A 23330-nucleotide genomic window follows, 5' to 3' on the forward strand; every position below is an offset into this window, starting at 1 on the left:
TTCTCTCCTCTTGTTGCGGTACCGGGGGTGCGGGGGCCTGCCGCCGTGTGCTGGTTCAGCATCACGCCGCCTCCTCTACGTCGAAGAGGTGGCTGGGGCGGGGCCGGCCCAGGGCGCTCAGCGCGGCGCCGGCCGCACTCACGCCACTGCGGACCGCACTCTCCATGGTCGCGGGCCACCCTGTGGCGGTCCACGCTCCGGCCAGATACAGACCGGGTGCCTTGGTACGAGCGCCGGGCCGCAGCCGCCCGACGCCGGGAGTGGGAGCGAACGTCGCCGTGCGCTCCCTGGTCACGAAGAAATCCTTCACCTGCGCGCCCCGTGTCCTGGGCAACAGCCGCTCCAGCTCCGGCAGATACCGCTCGCGCAGTGCGGCGACGGGGGCGTCGATCTCGTCCTGCGCGGCCGACTGGGACAGGGCGAGGTACTGGCCGTCCCGCAGCCCGGAGGCCGCGGTGCGGTCGAACACCCATTGCACCGGGGTGCCGAGCGCCGCGAAGAACGGCCGGGTGAGCACCTGGCGGTCGTAGACGACATGCACGTTCAGGATCGGCGCGGTGCCGATCTCCAGCAGCCGTTCGGGAGCGTCGAGGGCGCCCGCGGGCAGCAGGTCGTGGGCCTCACGCTGGGCCACGGCGAGCACGACGGTGTCCGCCCGCAGCGTCTCGCCGGGAACCTGTACGCTCCAACGTCCGTTCTCGTCAGGGGAGATGGAGGTGACTCGTGTACGGACCTCGGTACGAACGCCCGCGGAGTCGAGCGCCTTGCGGGCCAGCCGGTCATGCAGGTCGCCCAGCGGGACGTGCGCCCATCCGATGTCGGCCGCGCCCGGGTCGGACAGCAGACCGGTCTTGAACACCATCGCGGCGAGCCCCAGCGAGGCGCCGCCCGCGACCGCGTTCAGGGTGGCGACCCCGACCAGGTCCCACAGGGCCTCGACGGCACGCGCCGACTGGCCGTGCGCGGTCAGCCAGCTGCCGAAGTCCTGGGTGTCCAGGGCCGGATCGGCGAGGTCGAGCCCCTTGAGCGCGAGCGCGGCACGCCCGACCTTGGCGCGATCGGCGAGCGACAGATGCGGATACGTCGCCAGGCTCCGGCCCAGGTGCAGGGGTACGGGCAGCGCGTCGCGCCGCAGCCTGCCCAGGCGCCGCCCCTCGGGCCGTTCGACGTCGATCACGGGCACGTCGAGCCGGTCCTGCAGCGGTGCCAGCGCCGTGCCCTCGATCCGGTCGAGGAACCAGCGGTAGGCGGTGCAGCAGCGCAGATAGACGTGCTGGCCGTTGTCGACGACCAGGTCGCCGCGCTGGAAGGAGAAGGCCAGGCCACCGAGCCTCGGCCTGCCCTCGATCAGGGTGACGCGCACTCCGGCGTCGGCGAGGGCGAGCGCGGCGGTGATGCCGGCGAGCCCGCCGCCGACCACGACGGCGTCCTTCCCGGAGCCTGACGGGATGTCGGCGAGCGACCCTTGTGGCGGCGTGCCGTCGGTCATCGTGCACCCTCCCCTGCCCGACCGCCGTGCAGGTGCTTGAACGCTGCACGGCCGGTCGTCTCAGTCAGGGACGCGGCCCGGCAGCGGAGGGTTGCCCGCCACTTTTCACCGGCGGCATCACCTTGGACCGGAATGTCCATCAGGCACGCCTCCTGATGGCCCGCCGGGTCACATGCCGGGCGTCCAGACCGGACAGGCCACGCACCGCGACGTAGGCCTTCTCGCGCCCGGGCAGGGAGACCCGGCCGCGCAGCACGGCCTCCGGTTCGCGCTCGATGCGGTCGAGGAGGCGGAGGTAGATGCCGGCCATCGCCGCGACGCAGGCGCCGCTGCGCCGGTCCAGCATGGGGAGCAGCCGGTAGCCCTCGGCGAAAAGGGCGCGGGCCCGACGCACTTCGAAGTGCACGAGGCCCGCGAAGTCGGAGCCCTCCGGTGGGGTCGGCCCGCTGAAGCCGGCCGAGCAGCCGAATTTCGCGAGGTCGTCGGAGGGCAGATAGGTGCGTCCGCCCTCGGCGTCCTCGCGGACGTCCCGCAGGATGTTGGTGAGCTGGAGGGCCAGCCCGAGCGTGTCGGCGTACTCGGACGCGCGCTCGGCGCCGCGCGCGCCGGGTCCGGCGCCGAACACGCCGAGCGAGAGCCGTCCGATGGCGCCGGCCACGCAGCGGCAGTAGACCTTGAGGTCGTCCCAGGTCTCGTAGGTCTCGCCGCGTACGTCCATCAGGACGCCGTCGATGAGCTCGTCCAGGCCGCCGAGCGGGATCGGGAAGGCGCCGGCGGCGTGGGCGAGGGCGACGGCCACGGGGTCCGTGTCGTCCTCGGCGACCGCTCCGTCGCGAATCCGGGTCAGCAGCTTCCGGGTGTCCTCGAGCCTGGCGATCTTGACGTCGCCGCTCAGGGCGCCGTCGCCGATGTCGTCGACGCGGCGCGAGAACGCGTACAGCGCCGACATCGCGCGGCGCTTGGGCGTGGGCAGCAGCCTGATGCCGTAGGCGAAGTTCCGGGCCTGTCGACCCGTGACGGCCTCGCAGTAGCTGTAGGCGGCGAGTACCGGTGCGGACGCGTGTGGTGCAGACTCCACGGTCCGGATCACCCCTCTCCTCGCAGAGTCACGCCCGCCTCGCGCAGCAGCTGGAGCTTGCTGGCCTTGGGCGGGCCGGGAAGTACGTCGTATTCGGCGGCGGCGATCGCCCGGATCGCCGCCCTTCCCCCGGCCACGAAACCCGCCAGCAGCAGCTTGAGTCTGCCGTGGACGCTACCCACCAGGGGGGTGCCTTCATTCAGGAGGTTCAGAGCACGTTCGGCTTCGTATGCAACCAGTGCGCGCACCGATGCGCCTGCTGTTTTTGCCGCCAGGTCGGTTTCCTGGACGTGGAAACGCTTCATGTCCTGCGCGGGCAGATAGATCCGGTCACGGCCGAGGTCCTCGGTGACGTCCTGGAGGTGCTCGACGATCTGCAGTGCGGTGCACACCGCGTCGGAACGGCGGATCCGCTCGGGCGTCCCGGTGCCGGTGACGGCGAGGACTAGCCGGCCGACGGGGTTGGCGGACAGTTCGCAGTAGGCAAGGAGATCGTCGTAGGTCTCGTACCGCCCGACGAGCTGGTCCTGGCGGTTGGCGGCGATCAGGCCGAGGAAGGGCTCGGGGGTGAGTGAGCGGCGGCGGACGGTGTGCTGCAGACGGCGCAGCAGGGGGTGGCCGGGGGTGCCGTCGAAGACCCGGCGCAGGTCGGCCTCGAAGGCGTCGAGGAGTGCGAGGCGGTCCTCGGCCTCCTCGGGCGACACGCCGAGCAGACGGGCGTCGGCACCGCCGGGAGCGAGGTCGCCGTCGCCGATGTCGTCCACGAGGCGGGCGAAGCCGTAGACGGCCATGAGGTCGGTCCGCCAGGCCCTGGGCAGGAAGAACGGCGCCACGGGGAAGTTCTCCGCGGCGGCCTTGTCGAGTGTGTCGCGCTCCGGGTCACCTGGGCGCGCGGATTTTCCCGTCACCGTGGACTGCCCTGCGCGGGGACGGCACATGCTGCGTGGAGCTGGGGAGTTTCCGTAGCCATTGCCGTCACATCTCCCGTTCTACACCGCAGACCCAATGCGCACTATTTCGGACACGCCGCCCGGACGTCCGCGCGGCAGCCCGGGGAGAGGGGTGTCGTGCCTTATCGCCCTACTTGCCGCGTTTCGGTACCGGTACAGCTTACGTTGTACAACGATGCGGGGCCCGTGGGGGTGTCCTGCACATCACAACAACACACCGATTGGCGTCAAGCTTCCCAGGGCCAGGCGAAGTTGACGTTTCCTTTGCAGACGCGGGGCCCCGCCGGGGCAGTTCCGGCGGGGCCCGGTCAAGCCTGCTGGGCCGCTCGGCCCATGTCGGGGTGGACTACTTGCCCGTGAACTTCTCGTACTCCTTGAGGACCTCGTCCGTCGGTCCGTCCATCCGCAGCTCGCCACGTTCCAGCCACAGGACGCGGTTGCAGGTGTCGCGGATCGACTTGTTGTTGTGACTGACGAGAAACACGGTGCCGGCTTCCTTGCGCAGCTCACGGATGCGTTCCTCGGAGCGCTTCTGGAACTTGCGGTCGCCGGTGGCCAGCGCCTCGTCGATCATGAGGACGTCGTGGTCCTTGGCGGCGGCGATGGAGAAGCGCAGCCGGGCCGCCATGCCGGAGGAATAGGTGCGCATCGGCAGGGTGATGAAGTCGCCCTTCTCGTTGATGCCCGAGAAGTCGACGATCTCCTGGTAGCGCTCCTTGATCTGCTCGCGGGACATGCCCATGGCGAGCCCGCCCAATATGACGTTGCGCTCGCCCGTGAGGTCGTTCATCAGCGCCGCGTTCACGCCCAGCAGCGAGGGCTGGCCGTCGGTGTAGACCTTGCCCGTCTCGGGCGGGAGCAGGCCGGCGATGGCGCGCAGCAGGGTGGACTTGCCGGAGCCGTTGGAGCCGATCAGGCCGATGGCCTCGCCGCGGTAGGCGACGAAGGAGACGCCGCGGACCGCGTGCACCTTGCGCACGCCCCGCTCCTCGCCACGCTTGAGGATGCGGCTGAGCGCGGCGGTGGCACTGCCCTTGCCGGTCTTGGCGCCGTTGACGCGGTAGACGATGTGCAGCTCGTCCGCGATCACGGTGGGGATGTGGGAATCCGTCCTCTGCTCAGCCACGGCCGTACCTCTCCTCCGCCTTCCAGAAGTACACGAAGCCGCCGACGGCCACCAGCACGGACCAGCCGAGTGCGACCGCCCAGACGTGGTCGGGCAGGTTGGAGGAGCCGTAGCCGTCGATGAGCGCGAAACGCATCAGGTCCATGTAGACGGCGGCCGGGTTCCACTGCAGGACGGTCGCGATCCACTCCGGCTTGCCCTCGAGCATGATCGGGATGGAGAACATCACGCCGGACGCGTACATCCACGTACGCATCACGAACGGCATGAGCTGCGCCAGGTCCGGCGTCTTGGAGCCGGCCCGGGCCATGATCATCGCGAGGCCGGTGTTGAAGAGGAACTGCAGGACGAGCACCGGAACGATCAGCAGCCAGGACATCGCCGGGTAGCTGCCGAAGGCCAGGGCCACGGCGAACAGCACGATCATCGAGAACAGCAGCTGCTGGAGCTGCTGGAGCGCGAACGAGATCGGCAGTGAGGCGCGCGGGAAGTGCAGGGCACGGACCAGACCGAGGTTGCCGGAGATCGCGCGTACGCCCGCCATCACCGAGCTCTGGGTGAAGGTGAAGACGAAGACGCCCGTGACCAGGAACGGGATGTACACCTCGCGGGACATGCCGCGGTCGGCCTGGAGGATCAGGCCGAAGATGAAGAAGTACACGGCCGCGTTCAGCAGCGGGGTGGCCACCTGCCAGAGCTGGCCGAGCTTCGCCTGGCTGTACTGGGCGGTCAGCTTCGCCCGCGAGAACGCGAGGATGAAGTGACGCCGGTCCCGGAGCTGGCGGACGTACTCGATCAGCGAGGGGCGGGCGCCGCTCACGGACAGCCCGTACTTGGCGGCCAGCTCGGCCGCCGTGAGTCCCTCGTCGGGCGACGGAGGCGCGCTCACCGCGACTGAGCCGTCGTGCGTTGTCTCACTCACCAGTTGAAACTTTCGTCTTCGAGATGCGCAGCCTGTGCGGGCCTGGCATGAACCTGGGGCCGGGGTACGGTCCGGTGGCTGCTCTCAGGGTCGAGCTTGTCAGATGACGGGAGGTCGGCCCAGTCGAGTCAGCCGCCACACCGTACGCCACTTCATGGGCCTGCGGGGACCGCATGAAGTGGTCCAGCCTTCCCGGAATCCGCCGAACCATGCCCGCAGGGCGGGACGGGAGGGGCGGCGGGCGAGGGTCAGCAGCATCCAGACGCCCAGATAGACCGGGACAAGGGGGGCGGGGAGGTTGCGGCGGGCGAGCCAGACGCGGTTGCGGGCGACCATGCGGTGGTACACCGCGTGCCGCGAGGGCGCGGTCGTCGGGTGGTACAGCACCATGTCGGACCGGTAGTCGATCATCCAGCCCGCGTCGAGGGCCCGCCATGCCAGGTCGGTTTCCTCGTGGGCGTAGAAAAATTCGTCCGGCAGCCCGCCGACTTCGGCGAAGACCTGGGTGCGGACGGCGTTGGCGCCGCCGAGGAACGTGGTGACCCGGGAGGAGCGCATCGGGTCGGAGGCGCGCAGCCGGGGGACGTGGCGGCGCTGGGTGACGCCGTTGTCCGGGTCGGCGATGCGGAAGCTGATGATGCCGAGCCGCGGGTCGGCGGCGAAGGCCTCGCGGCAGAGCTCGGCGGTGTCGTGGTGGGCGAGAAGGCCGTCGTCGTCGAGGAACAGCAATATGTCGACATCACGACCGCCGGGGCCGAAGGCCTCGATGCCGACGTTGCGGCCGCCGGGGATGCCGAGGTTCTCGGGCAGCTCGATCGTCCGGACGCCCTCGGGGACGTCCGGGACCGGGGAGCCGTTGCCGACGACGACGACCTCGACCCGGTCGCCGTCCTGCTTGGCGACCGAGTCGAGCAGGGCGCGCAGTTCGTCGGGGCGGTTGCCCATCGTGATGATCACCGCGCCGACCTTCATCGGCGCGCTCACTTCAGCCTGCTCGACGCGAGGATGGACACGAGGTGCAGCACGGTCTGCAGCAGCGCGATGCCGGCCAGCACCGCGACGCCGAGCCGGGAGAAGAACAGGTCGCCGCGGATCTGGTCGACGATCGCCAGGACCAGGATCAGCAGGGACGCCTCGATGCCGAGGACCAGGCGGTGGAACTTGAGGGCGCCGGCGGCCTTGCGGGCCAGCGCCATGCCGGAGGAGCGCATCTCGGACGCGGCCTCCTGGACCGGCGGCTTGCCGGTCTGGTGCCGGGCGACACCGACGAGGTCGGTCTCGGCCTTGATCAGGATGGCGCCGAGGGCGGCCAGGGTGCCGAGGAAGGCCCACAGCCAGTCGATACGGCCGCTGCCCCACAGGTCGGCCGCGCGCAGGCCGAAGCCGACGAGCACCGCCGCGTCGGTGAGGTAGGCGCCGACGCGGTCGAGGTAGACGCCGCCCAGGGAGTACTGCTTCTTCCAGCGCGCGATCTCGCCGTCGACGCAGTCCAGCAGCAGGTAGAGCTGGACCATGACCACGCCGAGCACGGCCCCCGGGATCCCCGGCACGAGAAGTGCCGGGGCCGCGAGGACGCCGCATACGGTCATCAGGTATGTGAGCTGGTTGGGCGTGACCCTGGTGTTCACCAGGTAGCGGTCGACCCGCAGGGACACCTCGCGCATGTAGAGGCGTCCCATCCAGTGCTCACCGCTGCGCCTGTCCTTCACCCCCGCGGGGTGAACGACGGGGCGGAGTTCAGCTACCGATGGCCTTGACATAGTCGGCGTAGATGTCCTTGATCTGGTCGGTTGTCAGGTCGAGGTGTTCGAGGATCGTGTAGCGGCCGGGCCTGGTCTGCGGAGCGAACTCCACGGCGCGGACGAACTCGTCGTCCGTGAAGCCGATCTCCTCCGGCAGTACCGGCAGCCCGTGCCGACGCAGCACCTCGGCCATGTAGGCCGACTCCTCGTGGGCTCCGCGCAGGTACATCGCGAAGGCCGCGCCCAGTCCGCACTGCTCGCCGTGCGCGGCGGCACGCTTCGGGTACAACAGGTCGAAGGCGTGGTTGATCTCGTGGCACGCGCCGGAGGACGGGCGGGAGTCGCCCGACACCGACATGGCGATACCGCTGAGCACCAGCGCCTCCGCCAGCACCTGGAGGAAGTCGGTGTCCCCGATGCCGCCCGGGTGCCGCAGCACCGCCTCGCCGGCCTGCCGGGCGATCGCCGCCGCGAGGCCGTCGATCTTCTCGCCCTTGACGCGGTTCGCCAGCTCCCAGTCCGCGATCGCGGAGATGTTGGAGATGGCGTCACCGATACCGGCCCGCACGAAGCGCACCGGGGCATCGCGGATGACGTCCAGGTCGATGACGACCGCGATCGGGTTCGGCACACCGTAGGAGCCGCGCCCGGCGTCGTTGTCGAGGGTGGCGACCGGCGAGCACAGACCGTCGTGCGCCAGGTTCGTCGGTACGGCGACCAGGGGCAGGCCGACGCGCGCCGCGGCGAACTTGGCGCAGTCGATGATCTTGCCGCCGCCGAGCCCGACGACCGCGTCGTAGTGGCCGGCCCTTATGGCACCGGCCAGCTGGACCGCGTCGTCGAGGGTGCCGCCGCCGACCTCGTACCAGGTGGCGCCGGGCAGGGCGGGAGCGAGCCGCTCCTTGAGCCGGGCGCCGGAGCCGTTGCTGACCGCGATGGCCAGCTTGCCGGAGTGCGAGATGCGCTCGTCGGCGAGCACACAGGCCAGGTCGTCGAGGGCACCCGGGCGGATGTCCACGACCACCGGCGAGGGAATCAGCCGGGTCAGTACTGGCACGCGATCTCCCGTCCGCGGGCGAGATCGTCGTGGTTGTCGATCTCCACCCACTTGACGTCGCCGATCGGCGCCACGTCGATGCGGAAGCCGCGGTTCACGAGCTCCTGGTAGCCGTGCTCGTAGAACTGCTGCGGGTCCGTCTCCCACACCGCCTTGAGGGCGTCGGCCAGCTCGGGGGCGGCGTCGCCCTCGATGAGGGTCACGCCGATGTACTCACCGGTCGCCTCGGCGGGGTCCATCAGCTTGGTGATCTTCGTCATGCCCTTCTCGGGGCCGACGACGACCTTCATCTCCTCGTCGGCCAGGCTCTTCACCGTGTCCAGCGCGAGGATGATCTTCTTGCCGTCGCCACGCGCGGCGAGCAGCGTCTTCTCGACGGAGACCGGGTGCACGGTGTCGCCGTTGGCGAGGATCACGCCGTCCTTGAGGGCGTCACGACCGCACCACAGGGAGTAGGCGTTGTTCCACTCCTCGGCCTTGTCGTTGTCGATGAGGGTGAGCTTCAGGCCGTACTTCTGCTCAAGGGCTTCCTTGCGCGCGTACACGGCCTCCTTGCGGTAGCCGACGATGACCGCGACCTCGGTCAGACCGATCTCGGCGAAGTTGCCGAGAGTCAGGTCGAGAACCGTGGGTTCGCCCTCTATGCCCGCGGGCCCCACCGGCACCAGAGCCTTGGGAAGGCTGTCGGTGTAGGGGCGCAGACGCCGTCCGGCGCCGGCCGCCAGCACGAGGCCGATCATGCGGGTTCTCCTTCATCGTGTACGGCGGGTGCCCCGGAGGACACCCAGAAGCGGATGCTCTCGACGAGCACCACCGAGGCCACGGCCACGGCGAGCACCGTGAGCGCGACACTGAACTGCGAGGCGGAGAGCACCGCGGCGAGGACGGTGACGAGCAACGTCCGTCCTTCGTGCCCCCCGATGGCGCGCACCAGCCAGGCCGGGGGCGCCCCGGCGTTGCCGCGGATGCGGTACACCGTGTCGTAGTGATGGTAGGCGACAGCGGCCACCAGGCCGAAAGCCGCAGGAAGGGCTCCGTTTACCTCAGCTTTGGCTGCGAGCAGCAGAACGACGCCGTACTCGGCGGCCCGGAAGAAGGGCGGGACCAGCCAGTCGAGGGCGCCCTTCAGGGGGCGGGCGACGGCCAGGGCCGAGGTGACGGCGTAGACGACGGCGCCGACGACCGCCCAGGGACCGCCGAAGCCGGGCTGCGCGGCCAGGCCGAGGAGGACGAGGCCGCCGAGGAGGGCCACGGCGGGGGCGGCGATGCCGGGCAGCCGGCCCGCGGCGTTCTTGAAGACCCCGGCGAGGCCCTGCGCGAGCGGCCCCGAGTCCGCGAGGTCGGCCAGCGCCTGCGCGGCCCGGTCGGTACGACGCGCCTTCCGCGTCAGCGACCGCAGCACCCGCCCCGCCGTGGTGTACGTCGCCGCGAAGGCGCAGCCGACGAGCAGGACGTAGAAGGTGATCCGGGGCGTCGTGACGGCCGTGAGCACGGCGATCATCGCCCAGCGCTCGCCGATCGGCAGGACGATCATCCGGCGCACCCACACCGTCCAGCCGACGCTGTCGAGCTTGTCGGAGAGAGCGGCGGTGGGGCTGGTGTTGGCGCTGGCGTCGTGGTTGGCCTCGTTGAAGGAGAAGTCGACGACGTGCCGGCAGGTCTGCAGGATCATCGCGCCGAGGGCGAGGGCCCATACGTCGTCACCGCCGCGGGCGGCTCCCAGCGCGAGGCCCGCGTAGTAGGCGTACTCCTTGGCCCGGTCGAAGGTGGCGTCGAGCCAGGCGCCGAGCGTGGAGTACTGCAGGGAGTAGCGGGCGAGCTGGCCGTCGGTGCAGTCCAGGACGAAGGACGCGATCAGCAGGACGCCGGCCGCGACGAACCCGCCCCGGGTGCCGGTGGCCGCGCAGCCCGCCGCGATGAGCGCGGTGATCAGGGAGGCGGTGGTGACCTGGTTCGGGGTCAGGCCCCGGCGGGCGCACCAGCGGGCGATGTAGCGGGAGTACGGGCTGATGCAGAAGGTGGTGAAGAAGCCGTCGCGGGACTTCACGGCCGACTTCAGGCGTACGGCCTCGTCGTCGACGGCGGAGACGGCCTGCCGTGCCTCGTTGCGGGCCTGCGGGTCGGCCGGGACGGCGGCGACCAGGCTGCCGAGCTCAGGGCGGTGCACGTCGGTGCCGTCGTGGTCGAGGGCGGTGACGATGCGGTCGGCGAGGCTGTCGACGGCGACTGCCGTACCGCCGCCCGCGGAGTTCTCGCGGGCCATGGCCCGGGTCAGCGCCTGGCGCCCGGCCGACTGGGCCGTCACGGCGCCCGGGATCGCGGCGAGCGGGAAGCGGGGGTCGGTCAGGCCGAGGCGCAGCGCGTGCAGGTGGCCGACGAAGCCGGCGTCGACCACGGCGACCCGCTGGTCGCCGGGCACCTGGGCGAGCAGGGTCTCGGCGTCCGCGGTGTCGGCGGCGACCCGCACGTCATAGCCGAGGGAGCGCAGATCGCCCTCGATCGACGATCCGGGCACCGGCTGACCGGTGAGGATGGCGGTCGACAACCGAACTCACTCCCTGGATACCGGCATGCGCGCCGGTCATGTACATGGTGGCGGCGCCCCCGCAGGCGACGGCCGGGCGGCGTGTCGGCAGAGGCTATCGGATTAATGGAAGCCAACGTTCACCGGCCGTTTGGCGGAGCGATCAACGTGGTTTGCCCTGAGCTTTGCCGCGATCATCATCGGGGATCGCGGGGTCCGCCCACAAACTCGCGCCCGCAGACCGGGGCATCGGGGACATTGCATGCCCCGCCGGGGGCCCGTCATAGGGTGGGCGACCATGACATGGCTGATCACAGGCGGAGCCGGCTACATCGGAGCACATGTGGCGCGGGCCATGACCGACGCCGGGGAGCAGGTCCTCGTACTGGACGACCTCTCGGCCGGGTATCCCGCACGCCTCCCCGCGGACCTCCCGCTCGTCGAGGGCTCGTCGCTGGACGGTGACCTGCTGAAGCGGGTGTGCGCGGAGCACGCGGTGACGGGTGTGGTGCATCTCGCGGCGCGCAAGCAGGTCGGTGAGTCCGTGGCGCAGCCGACCCGCTACTACAGGGAGAACGTGGGCGGCCTCGCGACGCTCGTGGAAGCGGTCGCCGAGGCGGGGATCAAGCGATTCCTGTTCTCGTCGTCCGCCGCCGTCTACGGAAACCCGGATGTGGATCTCATCACGGAGGACACTCCGTGCGCGCCGGTGAACCCGTACGGCGAGACCAAGCTCACCGGGGAGTGGCTGGTGCGGGCGGCGGGCCGGGCGCACGGCATCTCGACCGTGTGCCTGCGCTACTTCAACGTCGCGGGCGCCGCGTCGCCCGAGCTGGCCGACACGGGCGTCTTCAACATCGTCCCCATGGTCTTCGACCGGCTCACCCGCGACGAGGCCCCGCGGATCTTCGGCGACGACTATCCGACGCCGGACGGCACCTGCGTCCGCGACTACATCCATGTCGCCGACCTCGCCGAGGCGCACCTGGCGGCGGCCCGGCGGCTCACCGAAGCGGACACGGGCGGCGATCTGACGGTCAATATCGGTCGCGGCGAGGGCGTCTCCGTGCGCGAGCTGATCACTGTGATCGGAGAAGTCACCGGCGACGCACGCCCGGCCGTCGTCGAGGCCCGGCGCCCCGGGGACGCCCCGCGCGCGGTCGCGTCGGCCGCGCTGGCCGCCGAGGAGCTCGGCTGGACGGCTCGGCGCGGGGTACCCGAGATGGTCGAGTCGGCGTGGCAGGGGTGGTTGCTGCACCACGGCGGCCGAACAGCCGAATGATCATGCAGCGCTCTGACCTGCGGATCGTTTCCGCAGGTCAGGGCACATGACAACGGTGTTCAGTGCCGCGTTGCCGGATACCCCCCACCCGTAGTTCACTGTGATCCCGGACGGAATTCCGAGCGGACATTCCGATCGTCGACGGACCGCAGAAGGGCGGCTTTCTCATGGGGGCTGGGCACGATCACGGGCACGCGCATACGCACGCGCCGACGACCGGCACGGCGGCGGCCGCGTACCGCGGAAGACTGCGCGTTGCGCTGTCGATCACCCTCGGCGTCATGGTGGTCCAGATCGTCGGCGGTGTGGCCGCCGACTCGCTCGCCCTGATCGCGGACGCGGCCCACATGGCGACGGACGCGGTGGGTCTGGCCATGGCCCTGCTCGCCATCCACTTCGCGAACCGTCCGCCGAGCGAGAAGCGCACCTTCGGTCTCGCCCGCGCGGAGATCCTCGCAGCCCTCGCCAACTGTCTGCTTCTGCTGGGCGTCGGCGGCTATGTCCTGTACGAGGCGATCGAACGGTTCCTCACGCCGGCGGACACCAACGGCGGCCTGATGATCGTGTTCGGCGCGATCGGCCTGGTCGCGAACATGATCTCCCTCACGCTGCTGATGAAGGGCCAGAAGGAGAGCCTGAACGTGCGTGGCGCGTTCCTCGAGGTGGCCGCGGACGCGCTGGGCTCACTCGCGGTGCTGATCTCCGCGGCCGTGATCCTCAGCACCGGCTGGCAGGCCGCCGACCCGATCGCCTCGCTGGTCATCGGCCTGATGATCGTGCCGCGCACCTTGAAGCTGCTGCGCGAGACCCTCGACGTCCTGCTGGAGTCGGCTCCCAAGGACGTCGACATGGCGGAGGTGCGGGCCCACATACTCGCCCTGGACGGCGTCGAGGACATCCACGACCTGCACGCCTGGACGATCACGTCCGGCATGCCGGTGCTGTCGGCGCATGTGGTGGTGCGCTCCGACGTACTGAACGCGATCGGCCACGAGAAGATGCTGCACGAGCTCCAGGGCTGCCTCGGCGACCACTTCGACGTGGAGCACTGCACCTTCCAGCTGGAGCCCATCGGGCACGCGGAGCACGAGGCCCGGCTCTGTCACTGAAACAACCGTACGGTCCGATAAGACGTCAGTACGGACGGAATGCAGCGATCCGGTGGTAGGCCGCGTCCTCATGCTCACAGCGCCCCCGGCGGCGGTTCCGTGCCCGCCGCGCCGGGCACGATCAACTGCCGGGAGTGCCGGATTCGTACGGCACACTTGGGGCGCAAGACCGAAGTGAAGGATGGGTATGCCGATCACACCTGCCACCGCGACGCACAGTCCGTCGAACGGCGCCGCAGACGCGATTTTGCTGGAACTGGTCGACGAGAACGGTGTGACGATCGGCACCGCCGAGAAGCTCGCCGCCCATCAGCCTCCCGGGCAGTTGCACCGCGCCTTCTCCGTCTTCCTCTTCGACGAGCAGGGCCGGCTGCTGCTCCAGCAGCGGGCACTCGGCAAGTACCACTCCCCCGGTGTCTGGTCCAACACCTGCTGCGGCCACCCCTACCCCGGCGAGGCGCCCTTCGCCGCCGCGGCGCGGCGCACCCACGAGGAACTCGGCGTCTCCCCGTCGCTGCTCGCCGAGGCGGGCACGGTCCGCTACAACCACCCGGACCCGGACTCGGGCCTGGTGGAGCAGGAGTACAACCACCTCTTCGTCGGACTCGTGCAGTCCCCGCTGCGGCCGGACCCGGAGGAGGTCGGCGAGACGGCCTTCGTGACGCCGGCCGAGCTGGCCGAGCGCCACGTGAAGGACACCTTCTCGTCCTGGTTCATGACCGTGCTCGACGCGGCCCGCCCCGCGGTCAAGGAGCTGACGGGCCCGTCGGCCGGTTGGTGACGAGGGTTGGCGCGGGTCCGACGGGGCCTAGGGCACGGGCGCGGGTTTGAGCGGCACGGCGGCCCAGATCACCTTGCCGCCGCTCGCCGTGTGCTCGACGTCGCACACACCGCCCGCCTCCCGGGTCACCTCGCGCACCAGGAGCAGGCCTCGGCCGCCGGTCTGGCCGTGGTCGGCCTCCAGGGCGGTCGGGCGGTAGGGGTGGTTGTCCTCCACGGACACCCGCAGCCACTCGGCGCCGACGGCGACCTCCACGGCAAGCGTCGGCGACAGCAGCGCCGCGTGCCGGACAGCGTTCGTGACCAGCTCCGACACGATCAGCAACACCCCCTGGACCAGATCGTCGGGGACCGGCACGCCCTGGCGGTACAGCAGGTCCCGTACGGCGTGCCGGGCCTGCGGGACCGAGGCGTCGACGGCGGGGGCGGTGAACCGCCAGACGCCCTCGTACGGCAGTGGATTCGGCGGCCGCTGGACGAGGGGCTCGTCCGCGCCGCCTGCTGGGCGTGGGCCGGACCCGCGCCCGTGGTTCTCCATCGTCCGGTCGCCACCCTCGCGCTCGATTGTCACCACACGTCGAGTGTTGGTAACGCACAGGTCCGGGCCGTAGTGCTGAACAGAAGTCAGCAGGTATCGAGCGTTTCTGATCGTTGGCGTATGACACGGTCAGTTGTGGGACCACTCCGGCGCCGCTTGTGCCGACTTCGCGAACTATTCGGGTTGTACGGGTTTGGCGCCCCCGCCGTCCGGCTCGTTCCGCTTGTCCCCGGGCCGTGACCCGGCCGAGCGACCCTTCCCGATCGACGTTCGGCGGGGGCGGATAGCATCCGCCGCATGGAGCCCCAGCTGCTGCACAGCGTCACCGACTCGGTGGCCACCGTCGTCATCCACCATCCGGCCAAGCGCAACGCCATGACGGCCGCGATGTGGCGGGCGCTGCCGCCGCTGCTCGGCACCCTGGCCGCCGATCCGGGCGTACGGGCGCTGGTGCTCACCGGTGAGGGCGGGACGTTCTGCGCGGGCGCCGACATCTCCACGCTCCAGGGCTCGCCGCAGGAGGCTCAGGGGCTGGCGGTGGCCGCCGAGGAGGCGCTTGCGGCCTTTCCGAAGCCGACGCTGGCGGCGGTCCGGGGGCACTGCGTGGGCGGCGGGTCGCAGCTGGCGGCGGCGTGCGATCTGCGGTTCGCCGAGGAGGGGTCGCTGTTCGGGGTGACACCGGCGAAGCTCGGGATCGTGTATCCGGCGTCCTCCACGCGCCGGTTGGCAGCGCTGGTGGGCCCGGCGGCCACCAAGTACCTGCTGTTCTCGGGCGAGTTGATCGACACGGAGCGGGCCCTGCGTACGGGCCTGGTGGACGAGGTGCTGCCCGAGGGCGAACTCGGCAAGCGGGTGGCGGAGTTCACCCGGATCCTCGCCTCTCGCTCGCAGCTGACGCAGGCCGCGGCGAAGGAGTTCGCGGACGGGCGCACCGACCGCGACGATCACTGGGCGGAGCAGGCGCGCGGAAGCGGCGACACCGCGGAGGGCGTCGCCGCGTTCCTGGAGCGCAGGCAGCCGCGCTTCACCTGGAACGTGCCTACGTCAGGCTGAAGCGGCTGTTCGTACGGAACTCCTCGACGAGGTGCGCGGGCGCCTTCTGCGGCGAGCCGGCGTCGTAGGGCGGCTGTGGGTCGTACTCGGTGAGCAGTTGGACGGCCTGGGCGTGTTCGTCGCCGGCGATCTTCCCGACCAGGGTCAGGCCCATGTCGATGCCGGAGGAGACACCGGCCGCGGTGATGTACTTGCCGTCCGGTACCACGCGCTCGCCCGTGGGTTCGGCGCCGTACTGCGGCAGGAAGTCCAGGGTGAGCCAGTGCGAGGTGGCGCGGCGGCCCTCCAGGAGGCCTGCGGCGCCTAGGAGCAGCGAGCCGCTGCAGACGGAGGTCGTCCAGGTGCTCGTGGCGTCGGCGGTCCTGAGCCACTCCAGGAGGGCCTCGTTCTCGACCTCGGCAAACGTCCCGGGTCCGCCCGGTACGACGACGACATCGGGGTGCGGTACCTCGGCCAGGGCCTTGTCGGCGGTGAGGGCGAGGAACCCCGTGTCGGCACGCACCGGTCCCGCGGACTCGGCGACGAAGTCGACCCGGACGTCCGGGAGGCGGCTCAACGCCTCGTACGGTCCGACGATGTCGAGAGCGGTGAAGCGGTCGTACAGGACCATCGCGATCTGCATGGTTCGTCCTTTCGGAAGGAAACTTCGGAAGGAAACTCAGGAGAGTCAGCCGACGGGCGCCGGGCGGAACCGGCGGCGGTACTCGATCGGGGCCGCTCCGAGTGTCTTGACGAAGGCGCGCCGCATGGCCTCGGGAGTGCCGTAGCCACTGGCCCGGGAGATCTCCTCGATGCCGTCGCTCGTGTCCTCCAGGAGGCGCCGGGCGTGTTCGAGCCGGACCCGGTCCACATAGCGGCCGGGGGTCATGCCGGTCTCGGTCTGGAAGGCGCGGGCGAAATGGCGCGCTGAGAGGCTGGCGCGGACGGCGAGCGTCTCGACGGTCAGGTCGGCGCCGGGGTGCTCGGTGATCCAGCGCTGGACCTCCCGGAGGGGCTCGCGCTGGGCGGTCTGGGCGGCGAGCTGGGCGCTGAACTGGGCCTGGTTTCCGGGCCGTCGCAGGAAGACCACCAGGTGGCGGGCGATGCCGAGGGCCACGTCCCGGCCCAGGTCCTCCTCGACCAGGGCGAGCGCGAGATCGATGCCGGAGGTGACACCGGCGGAGGTGGCGACGCGCCCGTCCCGTACGTAGATGGGGTCCGGGTCGACCTCCACGGCCGGGTGGTCACGGGCGAGCTTGTCGCAGTACGCCCAGTGGGTCGTGGCGCGGCGGCCGTCCAGCAGGCCGGCCGCGGCGAGCAGGATCGCGCCGGTGCAGACGGACACCAGGCGCTCGGCGCGGGGTCCGTGCTCGCGCAGCCAGTCCGTCAGCCCGGGCTGTGGACCGCGCGTGCCTTCACCGCCCGGGACGAGGAGTGTGTGCGGCTCGGAGACGTCGGTGAGGGACTCGTCCGGTACGACGGTCAGGTGGCTGGACGTGCGGACGGGGGCGCCGTCCAGGGAGGCCGTGCGGATGCGATAGGTGCCCGCGCGGTGCTTCTCGGCTCCCGCGAAGACCTCCAGCGGGCCGGTCACGTCGAGACTCTGTACGCCGTCGAAGAGGACGAAGAGAACGGTTCGCTGCGCCATGCCATCGATTCTTCGAGAACGACCGCATGACCGCAATGACGAGGACCCCACCTTTCCTGCCACGATCCGTATCCCCCCGAACCACGTACCAAGCGGTTGGTAACGTGCCGGCCATGACTACTTCCGCCCTGGAACCGCGTGCCGCCCGCCGCTGCCACACCATGCTCAACTCCCTGCACTCCACGTCCTACTTCGCCCCCGAGACGGGGACCGAGCTGGGCGCCCTCGGGATCACGCACCCCAGGGCCGTCAACTTCGCGGTCAGGGCGGCCGCGCTGGGCCCGGTCGGGGCGGGTGCAGTGACGGCGACGTTCTACAACTACAAGTACGACCTGGTGGCCCGGCACGTACCGGCGGTCTGGGCGATCGCGTCCCCGCAGGACGTACTGGCGGCACGCGCGCGTGCGGTAGACGCGGCGCTGCGTCGGCTGCTGGGCGAGGAGGCGGTGACGTCCCCGGAGATGGCGGAGGCCGCGCACCTGGCGCTCCAGGCCACCGAGGCCTGTTCCCGCAGCGCCCGGCCTCTGTACTCGGCGCACGCGGACCTGCCGGTCCCCGAGGAGACCCACCTGGCCTACTTCCACGCCACGACGCTGCTGCGCGAGCACCGGGGTGACGGACACCTCGCCGTACTGATGTCCGAGGGGCTCGACGGCCTCGAGGCCGTGGTGACCCACACGGCGACCGGCAAGGGCATGACGCCGAAGTGGGTGTGCAGCACGCGTGGCTGGACCCGGGAGGACTGGGACGCGGCGTCCGACCGCCTGCGCGGGCGCGGCCTCCTGGATGACACGGGTGACCTCACCCCGGCGGGCGTCGCCCTGCGCGAACGCATCGAGTCCGAGACGGACCGCCTCGACCGGGCTCCGTACGAACATCTCGGCGCGGAGCGGGTCGCACGCCTCACGGAACTCGCCACGGGGTTCAGCCGCGCGGCGGTGGCGGCGGGGGCGTTCCCCCAGGACCTCCTCGGCAAGTCCTGATCGCCTGCCCCCCGGCCGGGCCGGGACAACCGGCTGCACCAGGCATTCGGATCACACTGCATAGCAGGGCCGAGCTGCGGTACTCGGGGTCTCCAACCACAAGGAAGGGTGATCACGTGTTCCGTGCAATCGCAGACGTACTGCGCCAGATCGGTGGCGCCATCGCGACCGTCGTCACGCTGCCGTTCCGCGCTCTCGCTCGGCTCTTCGGCGGAGCCTCCAGCAGCACGCGCAGCCGCAGGGTCTGATTTCGTCCCGCCGCCCGGCCCGCGACCCGCCACGACCCGGCCGGGTCGCCGCCCTGATCCCCGGTTGTCGGTGCTACCTGCCACAATTGCCGCGCAACCTCAGTGAGAAGGCGGGACGGGATCGTGACGACACCCCTCGTAGGGTCCATCGAAGACAGGATCGCCGCGGAGCTCGGCGTACGAGAGCGGCAGGTGAAGGCCGCCGTGGAGCTGCTCGACGGCGGTTCGACGGTGCCCTTCATCGCCCGCTATCGCAAAGAAGCGACCGAGATGCTCGACGATGCGCAGCTGCGCACGCTCGAGGAGCGGCTGCGCTATCTGCGGGAGCTGGAGGAGCGGCGCACGGCGATCCTCGAGTCGGTGCGTGAGCAGGGCAAGCTGACCGAGGAGTTGGAGGCCCGGATCCGCGGCGCCGAGACGAAGGCGCGGCTCGAGGACATCTATCTGCCGTACAAGCCGAAGCGCAGGACCAAGGCGCAGATCGCCCGCGAGGCCGGCCTCGAGCCCCTCGCCGAGGGTCTGCTCGGCGACGCGACGGTCGACCCCCTCGCCGCCGCGGCGGCGTTCGTGGACGCCGACAAGGGCGTGGCCGATCCGCAGGCCGCCCTGGACGGCGCCCGGGCGATCCTCACGGAGCGGTTCTCGGAGGACGCCGACCTGATCGGCGAGCTGCGCGAGCGCATGTGGGGCCGCGGCCGCCTGGCCGCCAAGGTGCGGGAGGGCAAGGAGGAGGCCGGCGCGAAGTTCGCGGACTACTTCGACTTCGCCGAGCCGTTCACCGCGCTGCCCTCGCACCGCATCCTGGCGATGCTGCGCGGCGAGAAGGAGGAGGTCCTCGACCTCGTCCTGGAGCCGGAGGAGCCCACCGAGGGGCCCTCGTCGTACGAGGGCATCGTCGCCCACAAGTTCGCGATCGCCGACCGCGGCCGCCCCGGCGACAAGTGGCTGACGGACACGGTCCGCTGGGCCTGGCGGACCCGCATCCTCGTCCACCTCGGCATCGACCTGCGACTGCGCCTGCGCACCGCCGCCGAGGACGAGGCCGTGGGCGTGTTCGCGGCCAACCTCCGCGACCTGCTGCTCGCCGCCCCGGCGGGCACGCGCGCGACGCTGGGCCTGGACCCCGGCTTCCGTACGGGTGTGAAGGTCGCCGTCGTCGACGCCACCGGCAAGGTGGTGGCCACCGACGTGATCTATCCGCACGTCCCGGCGAACAAGTGGGACGAGGCGATCGCCAAGCTCGCGCGGCTGGCGAAGGAGCACGCGGTCGAACTGGTCGCGATCGGCAATGGCACGGCGTCTCGCGAGACGGACAAGCTCGCCGGTGAACTGATCACCAAGCACCCGGAGTTGCAGCTCACCAAGGTGATGGTGTCCGAGGCCGGCGCCTCGGTGTACTCGGCCTCCGCCTTCGCGTCCCAGGAACTGCCCGACATGGACGTGTCGCTGCGCGGCGCGGTCTCCATCGCGCGCCGGCTCCAGGACCCGCTCGCCGAGCTGGTGAAGATCGACCCGAAGTCGATCGGCGTCGGCCAGTACCAGCACGACCTGTCCGAGGTGAAGCTGTCGCGCTCGCTGGACGCGGTGGTGGAGGACTGTGTGAACGGCGTGGGCGTGGACGTCAACACCGCCTCCGCACCGCTGCTCTCGCGCGTCTCCGGCATCACCTCCGGACTCGCCGAGAACATCGTGTCCCACCGCGACGCGAACGGCCCGTTCAATTCCCGCTCGCAGCTGAAGAACGTGGCACGGCTCGGCCCGAAGGCGTACGAGCAGTGCGCGGGCTTCCTGCGCATCCGCGGTGGCGACGACCCGCTGGACGCGTCCAGCGTGCACCCCGAGGCGTACCCGGTGGTCCGGCGGATGGTGAAGACGTCGGGCCAGGAGGTCGCCGCACTCGTCGGCAACACGAGCGTGCTGCGGTCGCTGAAGCCGAACGACTACGTGGACGAGACGTTCGGTCTGCCGACCGTCACGGACATCCTGAAGGAGCTGGAGAAGCCCGGGCGCGACCCGCGTCCCGCCTTCAAGACGGCCACCTTCAAGGAGGGCGTCGAGAAGATCGCCGACCTGGCATCCGGGATGGTCCTGGAGGGCGTCGTGACGAACGTGGCGGCCTTCGGGGCGTTCGTGGACGTCGGTGTCCACCAGGACGGGCTGGTGCACGTCTCCGCGATGTCGAAGACCTTCGTCAAGGACCCGAGGGACGTGGTCAAGCCCGGTGACATCGTCAAGGTGAAGGTCCTCGACGTCGACATCCCGCGCAAGCGGATCTCCCTGACCCTGCGCCTCGACGACGAGGCCGCTCCCCAGGCCCAGCAGGGCGGGGGCGGCGGCGAGCGCCGGCAGCGGGGCGGGCGGCCGCCCCAGCAGCGCCAGGGCCGCGGCGGCGGTGGCGGAGGCGGCTCGCGCCAGGCACCGCCTCCGGCGAACAGCGCCATGGCCGACGCCCTGCGCCGCGCGGGTCTGGTCGACCCGAAGGGCAAGCGCTGACACGACACGCAGGGCCCGGACTCTCCGCACGACACGGAAGGTCCGGGCCCGTTCGCCCTTAGGGTGACGGCATGCCGAAGTCGCGTGTCATCACCTGGGCGGTGTCGGGGAGCAAGGGCATCGAGACCGCGTGGGCCGAGCTCGGCGACGGTGCCCTGCGAGCCCGCGGCCGTGCCGTCGGGACGACGCCGGAGCCGTACTGGATCTCGTACGAGCTCGACACGGCGGACGGCTTCGTGACGCGTCGGCTGCGCGTCACCGCCGAGTCCGCGGACGGCACCCGCACGCTCGACCTGCGGCACGACGGAGCGGGCCGGTGGACCGCCGACGGTGAGCATCTGCCCGACGTCGGCGGCGCCCTCGACTGCGACCTGGGCCTGTGCCCGCTGACCAACACGATGCCGGTGCTGCGGCACGGGCTCCGTCTGGCGCCCGTGGAACGGGAGTTCCTGATGGCGTGGGTGTCGGTGCCCGACCTGGCGGTCCTGCCGTCACGGCAGACCTACACGCACCTGGGGCGCAACCGGGTTCGCTTCGCCTCCGGGGACTTCCGCAGCGACATCGAGTTCGACGACGACGGCTTGGTCGTCGACTACCCGGAGCTGGCCGGCCGACTCGATCGAGCCGGCGGCAAAACCCGTCGCTAGCGCTCGGTCACCTTGCCGTCGGCGACCTCCAGGCGGCGCGTGACATGGACCGCGTCGAGCATGCGGCGGTCGTGGGTGACCAGGAGCAGCGTGCCCTCGTAGGCGTCCAGGGCCGATTCCAGTTGCTCGATGGCCGGCAGGTCGAGGTGGTTGGTCGGCTCGTCGAGGACCAGGAGGTTGACGCCCCGGCCCTGCAGCAGCGCCAGCGCGGCCCGGGTGCGTTCGCCCGGGGAGAGGGTGGCCGCGGAGCGCAGGACGTGGTCCGCCTTCAGACCGAACTTGGCCAGGAGGGTGCGGACTTCCGCCGGTTCGGTGTCCGGGACCGCGGCGCAGAAGGCGTCCAGCAGGGACTCCTCGCCGTGGAAGAGTTTGCGGGCCTGGTCGACCTCGCCGATCAGGACGCCGGAGCCGAGCGCCGACTGTCCGGCGGTGAGGGCGATACGGCCCAGCAGGGCGCCCAGCAGCGTCGACTTGCCCGCGCCGTTGGCGCCGGTGACGGCCACCCGGTCCGCCCAGTCGATCTGCAGGGACACCGGTCCGAGGCTGAAGGCGCCGCGTCGCACCTCGGCGTCGCGCAGGGTCGCGACGACCGCGCCCGAACGCGGTGCCGAGGCGATCTCCATGCGCAGTTCCCACTCCTTGCGCGGTTCGTCGACGACGTCCAGGCGCTCGATCATGCGCTGGGTCTGGCGGGCCTTCGCGGCCTGCTTCTCGCTGGCCTCGCTGCGGAACTTGCGGCCGATCTTGTCGTTGTCGTTGCTCGCCTTGCGCCGCGCGTTCTTCACGCCCTTGTCCATCCAGGCGCGCTGGGTCTGTGCCCGGTCCTGGAGGGCGGCCTTCTTGTCGGCGTACTCCTCGTAGTCGTCGCGGGCGTGGCGTCTGGCCACGTCGCGCTCCTCCAGGTACGCCTCGTAGCCGCCGCCGTAGAGGTTGATCTGCTGCTGGGCGAGGTCGAGTTCGAGGACCTTGGTGACCGTGCGGGTGAGGAACTCGCGGTCGTGGCTGACGACCACGGTGCCGGCGCGCAGGCCGCCGACGAACCGCTCCAGGCGCTCCAGACCGTCGAGGTCCAGGTCGTTCGTCGGCTCGTCGAGCAGGAAGACGTCGTAGCGGGACAGGAGCAGCGAGGCGAGGCCGGCTCGGGCCGCCTGGCCGCCGGACAGGGAGGTCATCGGCTGGTCCAGGTCCACGGCCAGGCCCAGTGAGTCGGCGGTCTCCTCGGCCCGCTCGTCGAGGTCGGCGCCGCCGAGGTCGAGCCAGCGTTCCAGGCTCGTCGCGTAGGCGTCGTCGGCGCCCGGTGCGCCGTCGACGAGGGCCTGGGTCGCCTCGTCCATGGCGCGCTGGGCCTCGGCGACTCCGGTGCGGCGGGCCAGGAACTCCCGTACGGTCTCGCCGGGGCGGCGCTCCGGTTCCTGCGGGAGGTGACCGACGGTCGCGGTCGGCGGGGACAGCCGCAGCTCGCCCTCCTCCGGTGCGGTCAGCCCGGCGAGGAGGCGCAGCAGCGTGGACTTGCCCGCGCCGTTGGCCCCGACGAGGCCGATCACATCTCCGGGCGCAACGACGAGGTCGAGCCCGCTGAACAGGGAACGGTCGCCGTGACCGGCGGCGAGGTTCTTGGCGACGAGGGTGGCACTCACAGAGCGCGATCCTAGTCGCCGCGCAGGGCCGCGAGCACCTTCGTT

General features: G+C 70.9%; 23 protein-coding genes. 8 read left to right on the plus strand and 15 right to left on the minus strand.

Annotated elements, in window-relative coordinates:
• Positions 1-61: 61 nt before the first annotated feature.
• From hpnE to OG331_RS10795, 11 genes are all read right to left on the minus strand, one after another.
• On the minus strand, positions 62-1489 hold the full coding sequence (hpnE, locus tag OG331_RS10745) for a hydroxysqualene dehydroxylase HpnE (RefSeq protein ID WP_406194399.1): 1428 nt from the start codon (positions 1487-1489) through the stop codon (positions 62-64).
• Positions 1486-1629, minus strand: a complete 144-nt coding sequence (locus OG331_RS10750) for a DUF6380 family protein (protein WP_406194402.1) — start codon at positions 1627-1629, stop codon at positions 1486-1488. The genes hpnE and OG331_RS10750 overlap by 4 nt, the downstream gene beginning before the upstream one ends.
• On the minus strand, positions 1629-2579 hold the full coding sequence (gene hpnD / locus OG331_RS10755; protein ID WP_406194404.1) for a presqualene diphosphate synthase HpnD: 951 nt from the start codon (positions 2577-2579) through the stop codon (positions 1629-1631). Before hpnD ends, OG331_RS10750 begins: the two co-directional genes overlap by 1 nt.
• Complete coding sequence (hpnC, locus tag OG331_RS10760) at positions 2576-3505, minus strand: squalene synthase HpnC (RefSeq protein ID WP_406194407.1); 930 nt, start codon at positions 3503-3505, stop codon at positions 2576-2578. The genes hpnD and hpnC overlap by 4 nt, the downstream gene beginning before the upstream one ends.
• Before the next feature lie 358 nt (positions 3506-3863).
• Positions 3864-4643, minus strand: a complete 780-nt coding sequence (locus OG331_RS10765; protein WP_383600436.1) for an ABC transporter ATP-binding protein — start codon at positions 4641-4643, stop codon at positions 3864-3866.
• A complete protein-coding gene (locus tag OG331_RS10770) occupies positions 4636-5565 on the minus strand; it encodes an ABC transporter permease (RefSeq protein WP_406194409.1) in 930 nt (309 codons plus the stop codon). Before OG331_RS10770 ends, OG331_RS10765 begins: the two co-directional genes overlap by 8 nt.
• Before the next feature lie 99 nt (positions 5566-5664).
• A complete protein-coding gene (locus OG331_RS10775) occupies positions 5665-6537 on the minus strand; it encodes a glycosyltransferase family 2 protein (RefSeq protein ID WP_406209911.1) in 873 nt (290 codons plus the stop codon).
• A gap of 8 nt (positions 6538-6545) precedes the next feature.
• Entirely contained in the window at positions 6546-7325 is a 780-nt protein-coding gene (locus tag OG331_RS10780) for a CDP-alcohol phosphatidyltransferase family protein (protein WP_406194412.1), read from the minus strand.
• Positions 7303-8364, minus strand: coding sequence for an iron-containing alcohol dehydrogenase family protein (locus OG331_RS10785; protein WP_406194415.1), 1062 nt, complete (start codon positions 8362-8364; stop codon positions 7303-7305). The genes OG331_RS10780 and OG331_RS10785 overlap by 23 nt, the downstream gene beginning before the upstream one ends.
• Positions 8352-9104 (minus strand): sugar phosphate nucleotidyltransferase, encoded by a 753-nt coding sequence (locus OG331_RS10790; RefSeq protein WP_406194419.1) that lies wholly within the window; start codon positions 9102-9104, stop codon positions 8352-8354. Before OG331_RS10790 ends, OG331_RS10785 begins: the two co-directional genes overlap by 13 nt.
• A complete protein-coding gene (locus OG331_RS10795) occupies positions 9101-10909 on the minus strand; it encodes a DUF5941 domain-containing protein (protein ID WP_406194421.1) in 1809 nt (602 codons plus the stop codon). The genes OG331_RS10790 and OG331_RS10795 overlap by 4 nt, the downstream gene beginning before the upstream one ends.
• A 277-nt stretch (positions 10910-11186) precedes the next feature.
• On the opposite strand from OG331_RS10795, the gene galE reads away from it, so the two are divergent.
• The 3 genes from galE to idi all read left to right on the plus strand — a co-directional run bounded on the left by galE (position 11187) and on the right by idi (position 14060).
• A complete protein-coding gene (galE, locus tag OG331_RS10800) occupies positions 11187-12170 on the plus strand; it encodes a UDP-glucose 4-epimerase GalE (protein WP_406194423.1) in 984 nt (327 codons plus the stop codon).
• Between the two features lie 167 nt (positions 12171-12337).
• A complete protein-coding gene (locus OG331_RS10805) occupies positions 12338-13279 on the plus strand; it encodes a cation diffusion facilitator family transporter (RefSeq protein WP_406194426.1) in 942 nt (313 codons plus the stop codon).
• Between the two features lie 187 nt (positions 13280-13466).
• The gene (idi, locus tag OG331_RS10810; RefSeq protein ID WP_406194429.1) at positions 13467-14060 is read left to right on the plus strand and encodes an isopentenyl-diphosphate Delta-isomerase; all 594 of its coding nucleotides are present in this window, start codon (positions 13467-13469) and stop codon (positions 14058-14060) included.
• Between the two features lie 27 nt (positions 14061-14087).
• On the opposite strand, the gene OG331_RS10815 is transcribed toward idi, so the two are convergent.
• The gene (locus tag OG331_RS10815; protein ID WP_406209913.1) at positions 14088-14597 is read right to left on the minus strand and encodes an ATP-binding protein; all 510 of its coding nucleotides are present in this window, start codon (positions 14595-14597) and stop codon (positions 14088-14090) included.
• A 297-nt stretch (positions 14598-14894) separates the two neighbouring features.
• On the opposite strand from OG331_RS10815, the gene OG331_RS10820 reads away from it, so the two are divergent.
• On the plus strand, positions 14895-15650 hold the full coding sequence (locus OG331_RS10820) for an enoyl-CoA hydratase/isomerase family protein (RefSeq protein ID WP_406194431.1): 756 nt from the start codon (positions 14895-14897) through the stop codon (positions 15648-15650).
• Here OG331_RS10820 and OG331_RS10825 read toward each other — a convergent pair.
• Both OG331_RS10825 and OG331_RS10830 read right to left on the minus strand, forming a co-directional pair.
• Entirely contained in the window at positions 15637-16272 is a 636-nt protein-coding gene (locus OG331_RS10825; protein WP_406194434.1) for a DJ-1/PfpI family protein, read from the minus strand. The genes OG331_RS10820 and OG331_RS10825 overlap by 14 nt on opposite strands.
• A 45-nt stretch (positions 16273-16317) precedes the next feature.
• Positions 16318-17277: a GlxA family transcriptional regulator gene (locus OG331_RS10830; RefSeq protein ID WP_406194436.1), complete on the minus strand. Its 960-nt coding sequence runs from the start codon at positions 17275-17277 to the stop codon at positions 16318-16320.
• 113 nt (positions 17278-17390) lie between these two features.
• Between OG331_RS10830 and OG331_RS10835 the strand changes: the two genes are divergently transcribed.
• From OG331_RS10835 to OG331_RS10850, 4 genes are all read left to right on the plus strand, one after another.
• Complete coding sequence (locus OG331_RS10835; protein ID WP_406194439.1) at positions 17391-18260, plus strand: SCO6745 family protein; 870 nt, start codon at positions 17391-17393, stop codon at positions 18258-18260.
• Positions 18261-18376: 116 nt separating this feature from the next.
• Positions 18377-18508, plus strand: a complete 132-nt coding sequence (locus OG331_RS10840) for an LPFR motif small protein (RefSeq protein ID WP_010042827.1) — start codon at positions 18377-18379, stop codon at positions 18506-18508.
• A gap of 123 nt (positions 18509-18631) precedes the next feature.
• Complete coding sequence (locus OG331_RS10845) at positions 18632-21001, plus strand: Tex family protein (protein WP_406194442.1); 2370 nt, start codon at positions 18632-18634, stop codon at positions 20999-21001.
• 71 nt (positions 21002-21072) lie between these two features.
• On the plus strand, positions 21073-21648 hold the full coding sequence (locus tag OG331_RS10850) for a putative glycolipid-binding domain-containing protein (RefSeq protein WP_406194445.1): 576 nt from the start codon (positions 21073-21075) through the stop codon (positions 21646-21648).
• On the opposite strand, the gene OG331_RS10855 is transcribed toward OG331_RS10850, so the two are convergent.
• Positions 21645-23285, minus strand: a complete 1641-nt coding sequence (locus tag OG331_RS10855) for an ABC-F family ATP-binding cassette domain-containing protein (protein WP_406194447.1) — start codon at positions 23283-23285, stop codon at positions 21645-21647. The genes OG331_RS10850 and OG331_RS10855 overlap by 4 nt on opposite strands.
• Between the last annotated feature and the right edge of the window lie 45 nt (positions 23286-23330).

Source organism: Streptomyces sp. NBC_01017, assembly GCF_045162795.1.
Classification (GTDB): Bacteria; Actinomycetota; Actinomycetes; order Streptomycetales; family Streptomycetaceae; genus Streptomyces; species Streptomyces machairae.